General features: G+C 71.4%; 15 protein-coding genes and 1 riboswitch. Of the genes, 11 read left to right on the top strand and 4 right to left on the bottom strand.

Features of this window, described 5'->3' with window-relative positions:
- Positions 1–27 precede the first annotated feature (27 nt).
- A complete protein-coding gene (locus AB0A97_RS01890) occupies positions 28–429 on the bottom strand; it encodes a hypothetical protein (protein ID WP_031004098.1) in 402 nt (133 codons plus the stop codon).
- A 298-nt stretch (positions 430–727) separates the two neighbouring features.
- Here AB0A97_RS01890 and AB0A97_RS01885 point away from each other — a divergent pair, with 298 nt between their 5' ends.
- The 6 genes from AB0A97_RS01885 to AB0A97_RS01860 all read left to right on the top strand — a co-directional run bounded on the left by AB0A97_RS01885 (position 728) and on the right by AB0A97_RS01860 (position 7950).
- Positions 728–1348 carry a heme-copper oxidase subunit III gene (locus tag AB0A97_RS01885; RefSeq protein WP_030020850.1) on the top strand — a complete coding sequence of 207 codons (621 nt, stop codon included), beginning with the start codon at positions 728–730 and terminating at the stop codon, positions 1346–1348.
- A 79-nt stretch (positions 1349–1427) separates the two neighbouring features.
- Complete coding sequence (locus AB0A97_RS01880; RefSeq protein ID WP_030020851.1) at positions 1428–2237, top strand: c-type cytochrome; 810 nt, start codon at positions 1428–1430, stop codon at positions 2235–2237.
- Positions 2234–3298, top strand: a complete 1065-nt coding sequence (locus tag AB0A97_RS01875; protein WP_238783199.1) for a Rieske (2Fe-2S) protein — start codon at positions 2234–2236, stop codon at positions 3296–3298. Before AB0A97_RS01880 ends, AB0A97_RS01875 begins: the two co-directional genes overlap by 4 nt.
- The gene (locus AB0A97_RS01870; protein ID WP_361143056.1) at positions 3295–4932 is read left to right on the top strand and encodes a ubiquinol-cytochrome c reductase cytochrome b subunit; all 1638 of its coding nucleotides are present in this window, start codon (positions 3295–3297) and stop codon (positions 4930–4932) included. Before AB0A97_RS01875 ends, AB0A97_RS01870 begins: the two co-directional genes overlap by 4 nt.
- Before the next feature lie 177 nt (positions 4933–5109).
- Positions 5110–6174, top strand: coding sequence for an anthranilate phosphoribosyltransferase (trpD, locus tag AB0A97_RS01865; protein ID WP_361143053.1), 1065 nt, complete (start codon positions 5110–5112; stop codon positions 6172–6174).
- Positions 6175–6258: 84 nt separating this feature from the next.
- A riboswitch (SAM riboswitch) is annotated at positions 6259–6376 on the top strand.
- Between the two features lie 173 nt (positions 6377–6549).
- Positions 6550–7950 (top strand): aminotransferase class V-fold PLP-dependent enzyme, encoded by a 1401-nt coding sequence (locus AB0A97_RS01860; protein ID WP_361143050.1) that lies wholly within the window; start codon positions 6550–6552, stop codon positions 7948–7950.
- A gap of 77 nt (positions 7951–8027) precedes the next feature.
- Here AB0A97_RS01860 and AB0A97_RS01855 read toward each other — a convergent pair whose 3' ends face one another.
- Both AB0A97_RS01855 and AB0A97_RS01850 read right to left on the bottom strand, forming a co-directional pair.
- Positions 8028–8309 (bottom strand): Lrp/AsnC ligand binding domain-containing protein, encoded by a 282-nt coding sequence (locus AB0A97_RS01855; protein ID WP_030020856.1) that lies wholly within the window; start codon positions 8307–8309, stop codon positions 8028–8030.
- A complete protein-coding gene (locus AB0A97_RS01850; RefSeq protein ID WP_361145158.1) occupies positions 8306–9025 on the bottom strand; it encodes a rhomboid family intramembrane serine protease in 720 nt (239 codons plus the stop codon). The genes AB0A97_RS01855 and AB0A97_RS01850 overlap by 4 nt, the downstream gene beginning before the upstream one ends.
- 337 nt (positions 9026–9362) lie before the next feature.
- On the opposite strand from AB0A97_RS01850, the gene AB0A97_RS01845 reads away from it, so the two are divergent.
- From AB0A97_RS01845 to AB0A97_RS01825, 5 genes are all read left to right on the top strand, one after another.
- The gene (locus tag AB0A97_RS01845; protein ID WP_030020858.1) at positions 9363–9602 is read left to right on the top strand and encodes a hypothetical protein; all 240 of its coding nucleotides are present in this window, start codon (positions 9363–9365) and stop codon (positions 9600–9602) included.
- Between the two features lie 103 nt (positions 9603–9705).
- Positions 9706–11010 (top strand): NYN domain-containing protein, encoded by a 1305-nt coding sequence (locus AB0A97_RS01840; RefSeq protein WP_361145156.1) that lies wholly within the window; start codon positions 9706–9708, stop codon positions 11008–11010.
- A gap of 420 nt (positions 11011–11430) precedes the next feature.
- Positions 11431–12474, top strand: coding sequence for an NlpC/P60 family protein (locus AB0A97_RS01835; RefSeq protein WP_361143046.1), 1044 nt, complete (start codon positions 11431–11433; stop codon positions 12472–12474).
- 264 nt (positions 12475–12738) lie between these two features.
- Positions 12739–13767, top strand: a complete 1029-nt coding sequence (locus tag AB0A97_RS01830; protein WP_361143043.1) for an NlpC/P60 family protein — start codon at positions 12739–12741, stop codon at positions 13765–13767.
- Between the two features lie 40 nt (positions 13768–13807).
- Complete coding sequence (locus tag AB0A97_RS01825) at positions 13808–15085, top strand: hypothetical protein (protein ID WP_361143040.1); 1278 nt, start codon at positions 13808–13810, stop codon at positions 15083–15085.
- Here AB0A97_RS01825 and AB0A97_RS01820 read toward each other — a convergent pair.
- Entirely contained in the window at positions 15042–16301 is a 1260-nt protein-coding gene (locus AB0A97_RS01820; protein ID WP_361143038.1) for a glycosyltransferase family 87 protein, read from the bottom strand. The genes AB0A97_RS01825 and AB0A97_RS01820 overlap by 44 nt on opposite strands.
- Positions 16302–16342: the final 41 nt, after the last annotated feature.

Genomic DNA, 16342 nt, shown 5'->3' with positions numbered 1-16342 from the left:
CCCTCAGAAGGGCCCTCAGGAGGCCGCTCATGCCTCCGTGAGCAGCCTGCGGCGCAGCAGCCCGGCCAGGGCGTCCGTGAACTCCACGGGGTCCACAGGGTGCGTCACAGCGGCGTCCGCGCGGCTCCACGTCGCCAGCCAGGCGTCCTGCGGGCGGCCGATGAGCAGCAGCACCGGAGGGCAGCGAAAGATCTCGTCCTTGATCTGCCGGCAGACGCCCATACCGCCCGCGGGCGCCGTCTCGCCGTCCAGGACGCACGCGTCGATGCCGCCCTGCTCCAGGGCCGCCAGGACGGCGGGCAGGGTCGCGCACTCCACGATCTCCACCGGCGGCACGTCGGCGGCAGGCCGGCGGCCCGTCGCGAGCCGTACCTGTTCGCGGGTGTCGGCGTTGTCGCTGTAGACCAGCACCGTGGCAGTCGCCTGCATCGTTCCTCCACGCTTCTCGGCGGTACGGCTTCGGGCGGGGCTCCGCCCGGCCGCCGCCGGGAAGTGCCTCCAGCGCGGATGCTACTGCTCGTACGGCGGCGCGCAGGAGGGTTCGGCACGATCCACGATCTGACCGACGGCCCGTCAGGACTGGTCGGAGCGGGGGCACGGGGCCGTACGGCGGGTCCCGGGTCCTCCCTTCGGGCGACTGCCGGAGTGGGCCGTACGAGCAGGGCATACGCCCTTGACACACCGAACGGCACCCCCCGGAGTGAGGGCGGGATAAGCGACCGACATAATGTCGGTCGTGGCGACAGCAACGACAGTAGAAACCGGGCACGCGCACCCGTCGGTCAATCGGCCGAACCTCACCAGCGTCGGAACCATCATCTGGCTGAGTTCCGAGCTGATGTTCTTCGCGGCCCTCTTCGCGATGTACTTCACCCTTCGATCGGTGACCGGGACCGAGTATTGGAAGGAATCCGCCGATGCGCTGAATCTTCCGTTCTCCGCGACGAACACCACGATCCTGGTGCTCAGCTCACTGACCTGCCAGCTCGGCGTGTTCGCGGCCGAGCGCGGCGATGTCAAGAAGCTCCGTACCTGGTTCGTGATCACCTTCATCATGGGTGCGATCTTCATCGGCGGTCAGGTCTTCGAGTACACCGATCTGGTCAAGGAAGAGGGCCTCTCGCTCTCGTCCGGCCCGTACGGCTCGGTGTTCTACCTGACCACCGGCTTCCACGGACTGCACGTGACAGGCGGTCTCATCGCCTTCCTGCTGGTCCTGGGCAGGACGTACGCGGCCAAGAGGTTCACCCACGAACAGGCCACCGCGGCCATCGTCGTGTCCTACTACTGGCACTTCGTCGATGTCGTCTGGATCGGCCTCTTCGCCACGATCTACCTGATCCGCTGACCGGTCCCGCACCGCGACCGCGCATCAGACAGACATAGCCAAAGCATCGACGCAGAAGATCCTGACACCGGGGTAATCCGTGAAAAAGCTCTCCGCACGACGGCGCCATCCGCTGGCGGCGCTCGTCGTCCTACTCTTCGCGCTGGCGGTCACTGGGGGGCTGTACGCCGCGTTCGCGCCTGCGGACAAGGCTCAGGCCGATGACACCGCCCAGTCTCTTGCCATCAAGGAGGGCAAGAAGCTCTTCGCCGTCGGCTGCGCCAGCTGCCACGGCACCGGCGGTCAGGGCACCTCCGACGGCCCGAGCCTGGTCGGCGTGGGCGCCGCCGCCGTCGACTTCCAGGTCGGCACCGGCCGGATGCCGGCGCAGCAGCCCGGCGCCCAGGTGCCGCGGAAGAAGAACATCTACAGCCAGGCCGAGATCGACCAGCTCGCGGCGTACGTCGCGTCGCTGGGTGCCGGTCCCAGCGTGCCGGGCAAGGAGCAGTACAGCAAGGACGGCGCGGACATCGCCAAGGGCGGTGAGCTGTTCCGTACGAACTGCGCGCAGTGCCACAACTTCACCGGTAAGGGCGGCGCCCTGACCAACGGCAAGTTCGCACCGACGCTCGAAGGCGTGGACCCGAAGCACATCTACGAGGCCATGGAGACCGGCCCGCAGAACATGCCTTCCTTCGGTGACGGTTCGCTGTCCCCGCAGAACAAGAAGGACATCGTGTCCTACCTCGGCGCCGTCAACAGCGACGACACCCCCAGCCCCGGTGGTCTGGGCCTGGGCGGTCTCGGCCCGGTCAGTGAGGGCCTCTTCGGTTGGATCGCCGGCCTGGGCGCGCTGATCGCGGTCGCCATCTGGGTCGCAGCCCGGACTACGAAGGCCAAGAAGTCATGAGTGAGACTGGACGACACGAAGACGTGCCAGAAAAGAACCTCCCCGGTGAGCGGGACACGGCTCACGGCGGCGCGGTCGAGACGGCGGACAACCCGTTCGCCGACCCGGGGCTGCCGCCCCACGAGCACCGCATCCAGGACATCGACGAGCGGGCCGCCAAGCGCTCCGAGCGCGCGGTCGCCTTCCTCTTCACCCTGTCGATGCTCGCGACGGTCGGCTTCATCGCCGCCTACGTGATCTTCCCGGTCGACGAGATCACCTACATCTGGCCGTTCGGCCACGTCAGCGCGCTGAACTTCTGGCTCGGCCTGACGCTCGGTGTGGCGCTCTTCTGCATCGGCGCGGGCGCGGTCCACTGGGCCCGCACGCTGATGTCGGACGAGGAGGTCGCCGACGACCGGCACCCGATCGAGGCGGCCCCCGAGGTCAAGGCCAAGGTCATGGAGGACTTCCGCGCAGGCGCGAAGGAATCCGCGATCGGCCGCCGCAAGCTGGTCCGCAACACCATGTTCGGCGCGCTGGCCCTGGTGCCGCTCTCCGGAGTGGTGCTGCTGCGCGACCTCGGTCCGCTGCCGGAGAAGAAGCTCCGTACGACCGGCTGGAAGAAGGGCATCCGCCTGGTCAACCAGTCGACCAACCTCCCGCTGCGTCCCGAGGACATCGCGGTCGGCTCGCTGACCTTTGCCAAGCCCGAGGGCCTGGAGGAGGACGACCACGAGTTCAACCAGAAGATCGCCAAGGACGCCCTGATGCTCGTGCGGATCCAGCCGCAGAACATCAAGGACAAGCAGGAACTGGACTGGTCGCACGAGGGCATCGTCGCCTACTCGAAGATCTGCACCCACGTGGGCTGCCCGATCAGCCTCTACGAGCAGCAGACGCACCACGTGCTGTGCCCCTGCCACCAGTCGACCTTCGACCTGGCCGACGGTGGACGCGTCATCTTCGGCCCCGCCGGACACGCCCTGCCGCAGCTGCACATCACGGTCAAGGACGGCTTCCTCGAAGCCGTCAGCGACTTCGCGGAGCCCGTCGGCCCGAGCTTCTGGGAGCGCGGATGAGTAACGAGACGAGCGCGACCACCACGCGCCGCGGCCAGGCGCCGCGGGGCGAGCGGATCGCCGACTGGGCGGACGGCCGGCTGGGCATCTACAGCCTCGCCAAGTCCAACATGCGCAAGATCTTCCCGGACCACTGGTCCTTCATGCTGGGTGAGATCTGCCTCTACAGCTTCATCATCATCATCCTGACCGGCGTCTACCTGACGCTGTTCTTCCACCCGAGCATGGCCGAGGTGACCTACCACGGCTCGTACGTGCCCATGCACGGGATCCGGATGACGCAGGCGTTCGAGTCGACGCTGGACATCAGCTTCGACGTGCGCGGCGGTCTGCTCATCCGGCAGATCCACCACTGGGCGGCCCTGGTCTTCCTGGGCGCCATGATGGTGCACATGATGCGGGTGTTCTTCACCGGCGCCTTCCGCAAGCCGCGCGAGGTCAACTGGCTGTTCGGCTTCCTGCTGCTGGTGCTCGGCATGTTCACCGGCTTCACCGGCTACTCGCTGCCGGACGACCTGCTCTCCGGCACCGGCGTCCGGTTCATCGAGGGTGTCATCCTGGCGATGCCGCTGGTCGGCTCGTACCTGCAGATGTTCATCTTCGGCGGGGAGTTCCCGGGGCACGACATCATCCCGAGGTTCTTCACGGTGCACGTCCTGCTGCTGCCCGGCATCATGCTGGGTCTGCTGGTGGCGCACCTGATCCTGGTCTTCTACCACAAGCACACGCAGTTCCCGGGTGCCGGCAAGACCAACAAGAACGTCGTCGGCATGCCGCTGCTGCCGGTCTACATGGCCAAGGCCGGAGGCTTCTTCTTCCTGGTCTTCGGCGTGATCTCGGTGATCGCGGCGGTCGCCAGCATCAACCCGGTCTGGGCCATCGGCCCGTACCGGCCCGACCAGGTGTCCACCGGCGCCCAGCCCGACTGGTACATGGGCTTCGCCGAGGGTCTGGTCCGTGTGATGCCCGGCTGGGAGTGGGACATCTGGGGCCACACCATCAACTTCGGTGTGCTGATCCCGATCCTCATCTTCCCGCTGGTGCTGGTCGCGATCGCGGTCTACCCGTTCGTCGAGTCCTGGGTCACCGGCGACAAGCGCGAGCACCACATCCTGGACCGCCCGCGCAACGCCCCGACCCGTACCGGCTTCGGTGTGGCCTGGCTGACCGCCTACCTCATCATGCTGATCGGCGGCGGCAACGACCTGTGGGCCACCCACTTCCACCTGTCGCTGAACTCGCTGACCTGGTTCGTCCGGATCGGCTTCTTCGTCGGCCCGGTGGTGGCCTTCATCGTCACCAAGCGGATCTGCCTGGGTCTCCAGCGCCGGGACCGCGACAAGGTGCTGCACGGACGCGAGTCCGGCATCATCAAGCGGCTGCCGCACGGTGAGTTCATCGAGGTGCACGAGCCGCTCAACCAGGAGCAGCTGCACACGCTCACCCAGCACGACCAGCCCAAGCCGTTCGAGATCGGCCCGGAGGTCGACGAGAACGGTGTCGAGCGGAAGGTCAAGCGGACGACCAAGCTCCGCGCCAAGCTCTCCAAGAGCTACTACGGCGAGGACAACGTCATCCCGAAGCCGACCCCGGAGGAGTACAAGGAGATCACCAGCGGCCACGGCCACCACTGATCTCCGCCGTGTGACCCACGGCAGCACCCCCGCGTAAGCACGCCACCCAGAGGGCCCCGTCCGATCAGGGTCTCCCCTGCTCTTCAAGAGCTGGGGGAACGGACGGGGCCCTTCGGCACGCCCGGCCGCCGGATAGGGTTTCGGCACCAGCAGGACACGAATCCAGGAGTGTGGACCATGAACGTTGCGACCCCGAACGGCGGCGACAGCGTGGCGGTCCGCACCTGGCCGGGCGTACTGGACGCCCTCCTCCAGGGCCGCGACCTGGGCGCCGACGACACCGCGTGGGCGATGGACCGGATCATGCGCGGCGAGGCCACCGACGCGCAGATCGCGGGCTTCGCGGTGGCGCTGCGCGCCAAGGGCGAGACGGTCGCCGAGATCACCGGTCTCGTACGGGCGATGTACGCGCACGCCAACCTCATCGACGTGCCGGGCCCGAGCGTGGACATCGTCGGCACCGGCGGTGACGGCGCCAAGACCGTCAACATCTCCACGATGTCCTCGATCGTGGTGGCCGGCACCGGCGCGAAGGTCGTCAAGCACGGCAACCGCGCCGCCTCGTCGGCCAGCGGCGCGTCCGACGTGCTGGAGAAGCTGGGCGTCAACCTGGACCTGACCCCGCGCCGGGTCGTCGAGGTCGCCGAGGAGGCCGGGATCACCTTCTGCTTCGCGGTCAAGTTCCACCCGTCGCTGCGGCACGTGGCGCCCGCCCGGCGCGAACTGGGCATCCGCACGACGTTCAACGTGCTGGGCCCGCTGACCAACCCGGCGCGGGTACGGGCGCAGGCCACCGGCGTCGCCGACGCGCGGATGGCGCCGATCCTGGCCGGCGTGCTGGCCGAACGCGGCTCCAGCGCGCTGGTCTTCCGCGGCGACGACGGGCTGGACGAACTGACGACCACCGCCACGTCGAAGGTCTGGGTCGTCCGGGACGGCGGCGTACGCGAGGAGACCTTCGACCCGCGGGACGTGGGCATCGGCCTGGTGCCCGTGGAGGCGCTGCGCGGCGCCGACGCCTCGTACAACGCGGACGTGGCGCGCCGCCTGCTGGGCGGCGAGCCCGGACCGGTGCGGGACGCGGTGCTGCTCAACTCGGCGGCGGCGCTGGTGGCCCTGGAGCCGACCGCGGCGCCGCTGAACGAGCAGATCGTGGCCGGCATCGAGCGGGCCGCCGAGGCGATCGACTCGGGGGCGGCCCGCCGGGCGTTGGAGCGCTGGGTGGCGGCCAGCAACGCCTGAGGCGGCTGTGGTGTGACGCGGGGCCCGGTCCGGGATACGGACCGGGCCTTGCGCGTTCCCGATCGTGTGGCATGATTCTGCCCAGGTCACGAGTGACAGCGACTACGGCCCCGGCCCGCTGTCCGGCAACCCTCCGTCCGTGGCGGGGTGCCCCGGGTGATGACCAGGTCGCAGGCAGCGAGGTCTGCGGCAAGCGCGGATCCCTCGTGCCAGGGATCCTGGTCCTTGAGGGAGATCTCTCATGATGCAGCGAATGCGTTAGGGCCGTACGGGCCCCTTTTCCGCACCCCCCTTTTTCCTTCACCGCTGTCGGCCGGCCCCGCTTCGGCGTGCGTGCCCCACAGCGAATTCGCTCTGCCCTCACGGGAGTTCGCCATGCCTGTTTCCGCTGCCGCCGCCACTGCCGCCACTGATGCCGTCTCCGCTGCCGCCGTCTGCGCCCCGTTGCCCGTGCTGGGCCGGGACGTGCTGGTCCCGCTCGTCACCGGCGGCGAGGTCGAGTACGCGGCGCTGGACATCGCCGCCAGCGCCCCGGCGCTCCAGCGCGTCTGGGACGACGTGGCCGCGTACGCCCCGTACTACGGCAGTGTCCACCGCGGCGCGGGCTACCTCTCGCAGTTGTCCACCGACCTGTTCGAGAACAGCCGGGCGGAGGTCTCCCGCTTCCTCGGGTGCCGGGAGGGGGACCAGGTGGTCTTCACCCGCTCCACCACCGACTCGCTGAACCTGCTGGCCGCCGTGCTGCCGGCCGGCACCCGGGTGTTCGTCTTCGAGACCGAGCACCACGCCTCGCTGCTGCCCTGGGAGCAGCGCGCCGGCGTCGAGGTGACGTACCTCGACGCGCCCCGTACGCCGCGGCAGGCGGTGGACACGCTGGAGCGGGCGCTGGCCGAGCGCGAGCCCTACAGCAACGCGCTGGTCTGCGTGACGGGTGCTTCCAATGTGACCGGTGAGCTGTGGCCCGTACGGGAGCTGGCCGCCGCGGCGCACGCGCACGGCGCGCGCATCGTGCTCGACGCCGCCCAGCTCGCCCCGCACCACCCGGTCGACATCGCCGAGCTGGACGTGGACTGGGTCGCCTTCTCCGGCCACAAGCTGTACGCGCCCTTCGGGGCCGGAGTGCTGGCCGGGCGCGCCGACTGGCTCCAGGCGGCCGAGCCGTACCTCGCGGGCGGCGGCGCCAGCCGTACGGTCGCGCGCCGCGCCGACGGCGGCGTGGACGTCGACTGGCACACCACCGCAGCCCGCCACGAGGCCGGTTCGCCCAACGTCATCGGCGTCTACGCCATCGCCGCCGCCTGCAAGGCGCTCACCGAGGCGGGCTTCGAGGGCCTGGTCGCCCGGGAGCAGCAACTGGTCGAGCGGGTACGGGCGGGCCTCGCCGAGGTGCCCGAGGTCACGGTGCTCTCGCTGTTCGGGGACGACGCCCCGCGGGTGGGCGTGCTGTCCTTCGTCGTCGAGGGCTGGAACAGCTCGCACTTCGCGGCGGCGCTCTCCGCGGAGTACGGCATCGGCGTGCGCGACGGGCTGTTCTGCGCGCATCCCCTCGTACGGACCCTGCTGGGCGCCGAGTCCGAGGCCCCGGGGGAATGCGGCGCGCCCGAAGGGGCACCGGGGGAGCGGAGCCTGAACGCCATCCGGGTGAGCTTCGGGGCCGGTACGCCCGACGAGCACGTGGAGCGTTTCGTCCGGGCCGTCAAGGAACTGGTGACGCAGGGCGCGCGGTGGAGCTACCGCACCGAGGACGGGCGCTGCGTGCCGGACACGGCGGCGTAGCCCCTTCGACCGCCCGCGTCGCGGCGCTCCGCTGTCCGGGCGCCGCGGCGCGGGTTCGTACGCGGCGGCGGTCCGGGTCAGGCGTCCAGGCCGATGGCGAAGGCCGCTTCCAGGTCGTGCTGGGAGTACGTACGGAAGGCGATGTGCGTCTCGGTGGAGGCCACGCCCGGCACCTTGCTGATCCGGCCCGGGATGACGTCCGCCAGGTCGTCGTGCCTGGCCACCCGCACCAGCGCGATCAGGTCGTGCGCACCGGTGACCGAGTAGACCTCGCTGACGCCCTCCAGCGCGGCGATCTTCTCCGCGATCTCCGGGATCTGGTCCACGCTGGTCTTGATGAGCACGATCGAAGTGATCACGGTTGGCTCTCTCCCTCGGCCGCCTGCTGCTTCGCCGTTCCGGCGGAGTCCACCCTACCGGTGGCCGCGGCCGTTTCCCCGGGCGGAGCGGGGCTCGGCCGGTACCGCACCCAGGCGTACAGGAAGCCCACCGCGAAGCCCACGACGTGGGCGAGGTAGGCCACACCCGGGCTGCTGGGGTCGCGCTGCGCGGCGATCCACTGGAGGACGAACCAGAACAGCAGCACGATCCACGCCGGGAAGCGGAGCGGCAGGAAGAAGAGGAACGGGTAGATGCTGGTGACCCGGGCCTTGGGGAAGAGGTAGAGGAACGCCCCCAGCACCCCGGAGATCGCCCCGGAGGCGCCGACCAGGGTCTGTCCCGAGGAGGCGTGCGCGGCCGCGTAGCCCATCAGGGCCAGATAGCCGGTCACGAGGTAGAAGAGGGTGAACGGCAGCCGGCCCATGCGGTCCTCGGCCATGCCGCCGAAGACGTACAGGAAGAGGACGTTGCCCAGCAGGTGCAGCCAGCTTCCGTGCACGAACAGAGCGGTCAGCGGGGTGAGCAGCGGGCCGGGCGAGCCGCTCCACAGGTCACGCGGGATGACGCCCCAGCGTTCGAAGTACGCGGTCTGCGCCTGGACGACGGCGTCGCCGGTGCCGTATATGCCGTTGAGGCCGGAGGCGGGCCCGACGACGAAGACCACGCAGCACAGGGCGATCAGGACGTTCGTCATGCGGGAGAACACGGTCAGCACCGAGCGGGCGCGGGGCGTCCGGGGGGTCAGGAACGGGGCCGTCATGAAGTGATCATGGCGTAATACGGGCAATCGGGACAGAGTGCCTCGCCGCGTCCCGCCTCCCGGGCGGGCCCGCGCCGTAGCGGCGTCAGGCCGTAGGGTAAGAGCCTGTGCCATCACCCCGGCCAGGCGACGGGAGCCTGGCCGGGGTGATGGCACAGGCTCTGACGGTCAGTACCCCGCGTACTTCCGCAGTCCGACGGCGCACCGCGGGAAGCCCCCGAACGACAGCACGAGCTCCGCTCGCCCGAGCGCGACGAAAGAGGACGACACCATGGCTGTTCCCCTGCCGACGGACGGGACCCGGTGGCGCTGCACCCTGTGCGGCAACCTGACGCGCTTCGACGTGACCCGCCGCTCCGAGGTCGTGGAGTACCTCCACCTCGACCTCGCCGGGGAGCCGAAGGTGGAGGAACGCGAGGTGCTCAGTGAGAGCATCGAGTCCGTGCGCTGCCGCTGGTGCAACGCGGTCGACCAGATCGAGCTGGTCGACCGGCCGGGCGCCGGTGCCTGAGTCGAGCGCCTGAGATCGGAGCGATGCAGCAGTGGTGGAGCGTCCAGAAAGGCCTGCGGGGGCGGAGCACGGTGCCGAGGCCGGTGCGGCCGAGGCGGAAGAGGTGCTCGACCGTCCGCTGCCCGAGGGCGTACGGCGCCGGGTCGTGGCGCTCACCGCGGAGTCCTTCGGCGGCCTGACGGTCGCCGAACTTCCGCCGCCGCTGCGCCAGTACGCCCGGTTCACCCCCAGCCGACGGGCCAAATTCGCGGGCAACGCGATGGCGGCCGCGCTGGAGAACGACGCGGTCTTCCGGCAACGGATCGCGGGCCGGCTGCGCGAGGCCCAGCCGGAACTGGCCGAAGCGCTGGACAACGGCACCCCGCCCGCCGCCGCCGACCCGCTCGATGTCGCGGCGGCGGCCTATGTGCTGCGTCCCGAGGGCTGGGTCAAGCTGGTCGCGGCGGCCGGCGAGGAGGCGCAGCGCGCCCGCGCGGAACAGGCCGGCGAGGAGGCCGAACGCGAGCTGGCCGCGCTGCGCGAGGAGCTGGCGCAGTCCCGCGCGCAGGCCCGCGCCGAGGCCGAGCGCGCCCGCGACGACCTGGACGCGTTGCGCAAGGAGAACGAGTCGTTGCAGCGCAAGCTGCGCAGCGCGCTCAGCGACGTCAAGCGGGGCGAGGCGGCGGCGCGCAAGGCCGCGGCGGAGGTGGAGTCCGTACGGGCCGCCGCCGCGCAGGAGAAGACCGTGGCCGACAGCGAGGCGCGCCGCCTGAAGGCCCGTGTCGCGGAGGTCGAGGCGCTGCTGGAGGCCAGCCGCCGTGCCACGCGCGAGGGCCGCAGCGTCGAGGACATGCGGCTGCGGCTGCTGCTGGACACCGTCCTGGACGCGGCCCAGGGGCTGCGCCGGGAGCTGGCGCTGCCGCCCGCCGACACCCACCCGGCGGACACCGTCGACGCGGTGGCACCGGGCAAGATGACGCCCAAGGACATCGCCACGCGCGCGCTGTCGGAGACCGACCCCGCCCTGCTGGACCAGCTGCTGGCGCTGCCGCAGGCCCACCTGGTGGTGGACGGTTACAACGTCACCAAGACCGGCTATCCCACGATGCCGTTGGACAAGCAGCGGCTGCGGCTGCTGGGCGGCCTCGCGGTGCTGGCCGCCCAGACCGGCGCGGAGATGACGTGTGTCTTCGACGGTGCCGAGCTGGCCGCTCCGGTGCTGCTCGCGCCGCCGCGCGGGGTGAGGGTCCTCTTCAGCAAGCCGGGTGTGACGGCGGACGAGCTGATCCGCCAGCTCGTACGGGCCGAGCCGCCCGGCCGTCCGGTGGTGGTCGTCTCCACGGACCGTGAGGTGGCCGACGGGGTGGCCAAGGCGGGTGCGCGGCCGGTCGCATCGGCCCTGCTGCTGAAGCGACTTGCCCGTACCTGAGTCGTACGTTCCGTCCGTACGACTTGTCCGGGACGTGCTTCACGGAGGGGAGCGCGGGGCAGGTCTGGCCCGAGCGTCCGAGGGGGAGCCGGCGGAGCGCTGTGGTGCTCGCGACGGGGGTAAACGTGTACCCAACAACGAGGCGTCTCATGCCTGTCGTTCGTCTCTGAGTGTCAAGTGACCATTACTGCCTGTGTGATGTTGGTAAAGGATGAGGAGCATCCAGCAGTTTTTTCCGGTGAGGATTTGAAGCGATCACAACTCGGTTACTAAGGTCAGGCCTCAACCCTTCATGCAGTTGATCATCCACCCGGGATGAACAGTGAAGGAACCGCCGAGTCCGCGGTGTTCACACGCGGAGCCGGGGTCCCGTACCCCCCACGCCCGGTAGGCGGCTGAAGGAAGAAGGAGCTCGCCTCCGTGGCGTCCCACCGTCGACCCAAGCAGCCGAGCCGCACGCGCGTGACCGTCCTCACCGCGACCGCAGCGGCGGCCGTCGCCCTCTCGTCCCAGGCCGCCCATGCCGACCCGAAGCCGAAGAAGGAAGACGTCAAGTCCGAGGTCGACAAGCTCTACGAGCAGGCGGAGCAGGCCACCGAGAAGTACAACGGGGCCAAGGAGGACCAGGAGAAGCTCCAGAAGGAGGTCGACGCCCTCCAGGACAAGGTCGCCCGCGGCCAGGGCGAGCTGAACGAGCTCCGCAAGGGCCTCGGCGCCGTCGCCTCCGGCCAGTACCGCAGCGGCAGCATCGACCCGTCCGTGCAGCTCTTCCTCTCCGGCGACCCGGACACCTACCTCGACAAGGCCGCCACCCTCGACCAGCTGAGCGGCAAGCAGGCCGAGCAGCTGAAGACCATCGCGGACAAGCAGCGCCGGCTCGCGCAGGAGCGCGCGGAGGCCGCCGGCAAGATCAAGGACCTCTCGGACACCCGCAAGGCACTGGGTGACAAGAAGGACGAGATCAAGGGCAAGCTCGCCAAGGCGCAGGAACTCCTCAACACGCTGACCGCCAAGGAGAAGGAAGAGCTGCGGAAGGAGGAGGAGAAGAAGCAGAACCAGGGCCGTTCCAGCCGCGGCAACGAGCGCCCCGACCTGGGCAAGGACGTCCCGGCCTCGCAGCGCGGCGCCGCCGCCCTGGCCGCGGCCGCCTCGAAGATCGGCTCGCCCTACGTGTGGGGCGCCACCGGTCCCTCCTCCTTCGACTGCTCGGGCCTGACCTCCTGGGCGTACGCGCAGGCCGACCAGTCGCTGCCGCGTACCTCGCAGGCGCAGGCCAACGCCGGTACTCGGATCAGCTCGCAGAGCGCGCTCAAGCCGGGCGACCTGGTGCTCTTCTACGGCGACCTGCACCACATCGGCCTGTACGCGGGCAACGGCCAGGTGCTGCACGCGCCGAAGCCGGGCGCGTCCGTGCGCTACGAGTCGATCAACAACATGCCCTTCCAGTTCGGCGTCCGCGTCTGACGTCCCGTCGGCCGCGTCCCGCGCTCGCGGGACACTGCCGGACATGCCGCCCGATCGGGCGAATTGCGGTGTGCGCCGCTGACTTCCCGCCCCGCCGGTGACCTGCGCAGTCACCGGCGGGGCGGCTTTTTCCCTACCGGCGACGGGTGTTGCGGGTCTTTGGCCGCGGGCCACCGGCGCCGTTACTGTCTGCCCTCGCAGCTGCCGGTCAGTGTCCGCCCGCCCCGGGCGGCAGGGGCTGCACGGAAGGGAGTGCGGCCTCACGTGGCGTCCCACCGCCGTGTCTCACAGTCCGGCCTGGCCGGTGCGACCAGGGCCACCGTCCTGTCCGCCGCCGCGGTCACCGCAGCCGCCGCGCTGTCCGCCGGAGCGGCCAACGCCGTCCCGGCCCCGGCGCCCGCCGAGGTCACCTCGCGCGTCGACGCCCTCTACGAGCAGGCCGAGAAGGCCACCGAGCAGTTCAACGGGGCCAACGAGCGGGCGCGCAGGCTGCGGGCCGACGTGGCGGCCCTCCAGGACCGGGTGGCCCGCGGCCAGGAGCACGTCAACCGGCTGCGCGGCCGGCTCGGCGCCGTCGCCTCCGCCCAGTACCGCTCCGGCGGTCTGGACCCGGCCCTGAAGCTGCTCCTGTCCGAGGACCCGGCGCACTACCTCGACAAGGCCGCCGCCCTGGACCGCATCCACGGCGAACAGGCCGGGGAGCTGCGCGAACTCCAGGGAGCCCAGCGCGGTCTGGAGCAGGAGCGCCGGGAGGCGACGGGGAAGCTGGCCGCCCTGGAGGCGAGCCGGCGGGCCGTCGTGCGCCACAAGAAGGACGTCGAGGACAAACTGGCCGCGGCGCGGCGCCTGCTGAACTCGCTGACCGGCGCGGACCGGGCCGCCTACGACCGCGCCAACCGCGGAGTCGGACGGTCGATGCCCGACCTGTCCGGGCCGTCGCCCGCCTCCGGCCGGGCCGGGGCCGCCGTCCAGGCGGTGCGCGGGGCGATCGGCTCCCCGTACGCCTGGGGGCGGTCCGGCCCTTCCTCCTTCGACTGCTCCGGACTGATGCAGTGGGCCTACGCGCGGGCCGGAGTCTCCATCCCGCGCACCTCGCAAGCCCAGCGCGGCGCGGGGCGGCAGGTTCAGGTCAGTCAGGCCAGGCCCGGGGACCTGGTCATCTACCGGGACGACGCCAGTCATGTCGGTATGTATGTGGGCAACGGACAGGTGGTGCACGCGCCGTATCCGGGGGCCCGGGTGCGCTCGGACCCCGTCGGCATGATGCCCATCTCGTCCGTAACCCGACCCTGACCGCTGTCCGTACCCGCGGCCGGTGCTTACGATCAACCGCGTGGCAGGGCGACGGACAACGCGGCGGACGGCCCGGCGGATCAGGACGGCGCTCTGCGCGACCCTGCCGCTGGCGCTGCTGCCGCTGCTCACGGGCTGCCAGGACCCGGCGGGCGGGCAGGACCCCCCGCCGGGCATCCAGCGGATGCTGGACCGGCGCGCGGCGGCGGTGCGCGACCGGGACGCCGGGGCCTTCCTCGCCTCGGTCGACCCGCACGCGTCCGCGTACCGCGACCAGCAGCGGGCGGTGTTCGCCCACCTCGCGCAGGTGCCGCTGGGCGCCTGGTCGTACGAGCTGGTGAAGACCGACGCGTTCGGTCTGCCGGCGGTGGTCGGGGCGGAGGGCCGCCGGGTGGCCGCCGAGGTGCGGCTGCGCTACCGGCTGACCGGGTACGACAACGCGCCGGTCACCTCCGTGCAGTACCTGACGCTCACCGACCGCGGCGGCCGGTGGCTGATCAGCTCCGACTCGGACGGTGCCGGGAGCGGGCGGCGCAGCGCGCGCCAACTGTGGGACCAGGGGCCGGTCCAGGTCGTCAAGGGGCGCCACAGCCTGGTCCTCGGTGTCCGCCGCGGCAGCGCGGCACTGCGCGAACTGGCGGACCGTACGGACGCGGCCGTGCCCGCCGTCGCCGAGGCGTGGCCCGGGAAGTGGGCCGGGCGGGTGGTCGTCGAGGCGCCGCAGTCGCTGGACGGGATGGCGGAGCTGCTGAACGCCGCCGACCCCTCCGGCTACCGGGGCATAGCGGCCGTCACGACCGGCGAGGCGGGCGCGGCGCCGGCGGCACCGGCCGACCGGGTCGTCGTCAATCCGGAGGCGTACGGCGAACTGTCCGCCGCCGGGCGCCAGACCGTACTGACCCACGAGGCCACCCACGTCGCGACGCGTACGGCCACCACCTCCGCCACCCCGCTCTGGCTCTCCGAGGGTTTCGCCGACTGGGCCGCCTACCGCGGCGACAGCCACCCGGCCGCCGCCACCGCCCCCGAACTCGCGCACGCCGTGGCCAAGGGCACCCCGCCGTCCCGGCTGCCGGCCGACGGCGACTTCCGCTTCGGCCGCAGCGCGCGGGAGCTGGCCCGCGCGTACGAGGGAGGCTGGCTGGCCTGCCGCATGATCGCCGACGACTGGGGCGAGCAGCGGCTCGGCGCGTTCTACCGGGCGGCGGGCCGGGGCGGCCCGGAGAGCGCCGGGCGGGCGATGCGCGACCAACTGGGCCTGAGCCCGGCGGAGTTCACCCGGCGGTGGCAGGCGTACGTGGTGCGGCAGTTGCGGTGACGCGCCGCGGCCCGGTGACCGTCGAGCGCCACAGCCGGCGGCAGGCGGACAGCGAAGCGGCCACGAGCAGGACGTTGCGCACGGCCAGCAGGACGACGCCGCTCCCCTCGCTGGCCACGACGTCCACGAACCGGACGGGGAACTCCCACAGCGTCGCGCCGGTCGCGAGCAGGACCAGGACGGCGGGCAGTCCCATCCGGCTCGCCCGCAGCGTCATGCACACGGCCGCCGCGCCCACCAGCCAGATCATGTACTGCGGGCTGATCACCCGGCTGGTGGTGACGAAGAGCAGGACGGCGGTGAAGGCGGCGTCGGCGAGCGTGGCGGACGTGCACCGCCGCGCGCGCAGCCGCCACAGCAGCAGCCAGCCGAAGGCCGCCACGGTCAGGAGCAGCGCCAGGGAACTGACCAGCGGCACGTACGGGCCGACGAACTCCACCGAGCCGTAGTTCAGCAGCACCTCGCCGTCCCAGCCGAACTGCCGGGCGAGATGGAAGACGAGCCCGCCGAGCGACTCCACCTCCGTACCCCGGTCACGCTGGAAGGTGAGGAAGGCCAGCCCGCCAGGGGCCCAGGCGACGCAGAGCGCGGTGATCGCCAGCGCGCCGACGGCCGCCGCGCCCCACAGGTGCCGCGCGCGGCGGCCCCGCAGGGGAGCGCCGGTCAGCAGCAGCACCGGCCAGACCTTCAGCAGCGCGCCGAAAGCGATCAGGGCGCCGGAGACGCGCGGGCGCCGGGCGGCGGCGAAGAGCGCGGCGACGGCCACGGCGGTGACCATCAGGTCGTACCGGGCGTACGCGGTCGGGCCGAGCAGGGCGACCCCCGCGGTCCAGACCCAGGCACCGGTGAGACGTTTGCCCGGCCGGCGGCCCGCGTACAGGAGCAGCGCGAAGGTGACGGCGTCGGCGGCGCACGCCAGGACGAAGAACGCCGAGGCGTAGTCCAGGAAGGGCAGCAGCCCGGGCGAGAGGACGGCGAGCGCGGCGGCCGGCGGGTACTGCCAGGTCACGTCGTCCTGCGGGAACGCGCCGGACTTCAGGACCTCGGACCAGCCGGCGTAGATGCCCGAGATGTCGCTGGTGACGTCCGGGCCGGGCAGCACCAGCACCTTGAACACGCACAGCAGCAGGACCGCCCGGGTGGCGGCCCAGACCGCCGCCGGCGGCGCCGACGCGCGCACCGTGTCCCTCGGCTGCCGGCTGCCGGCCCCGCCCATCGCCACCTCGTCCTGTCGTCCGCCGCCGTCCGCGGCCGCCC

The sequence above is a fragment of the Streptomyces sp. NPDC045470 genome, assembly GCF_040646595.1.
Lineage (GTDB): Bacteria > Actinomycetota > Actinomycetes > Streptomycetales > Streptomycetaceae > Streptomyces.
Note: the sequence above shows the minus strand (reverse complement) of the source record. Positions and strands in the feature narration are given on the sequence as shown.

Coding starts and splice junctions, on each gene's coding strand:
- AB0A97_RS01820 (WP_361143038.1), bottom strand. CDS start 16,301: ATGGGCGGGGCCGGCAGCCGGCAGCCGAGGGACACGGTGCGCGCGTCG.
- AB0A97_RS01890 (WP_031004098.1), bottom strand. CDS start 429: ATGCAGGCGACTGCCACGGTGCTGGTCTACAGCGACAACGCCGACACC.
- AB0A97_RS01875 (WP_238783199.1), top strand. CDS start 2,234: ATGAGTGAGACTGGACGACACGAAGACGTGCCAGAAAAGAACCTCCCC.
- AB0A97_RS01870 (WP_361143056.1), top strand. CDS start 3,295: ATGAGTAACGAGACGAGCGCGACCACCACGCGCCGCGGCCAGGCGCCG.
- AB0A97_RS01845 (WP_030020858.1), top strand. CDS start 9,363: ATGGCTGTTCCCCTGCCGACGGACGGGACCCGGTGGCGCTGCACCCTG.
- AB0A97_RS01885 (WP_030020850.1), top strand. CDS start 728: ATGTCGGTCGTGGCGACAGCAACGACAGTAGAAACCGGGCACGCGCAC.
- AB0A97_RS01850 (WP_361145158.1), bottom strand. CDS start 9,025: ATGACGAACGTCCTGATCGCCCTGTGCTGCGTGGTCTTCGTCGTCGGG.
- AB0A97_RS01860 (WP_361143050.1), top strand. CDS start 6,550: ATGCCTGTTTCCGCTGCCGCCGCCACTGCCGCCACTGATGCCGTCTCC.
- trpD (WP_361143053.1), top strand. CDS start 5,110: ATGAACGTTGCGACCCCGAACGGCGGCGACAGCGTGGCGGTCCGCACC.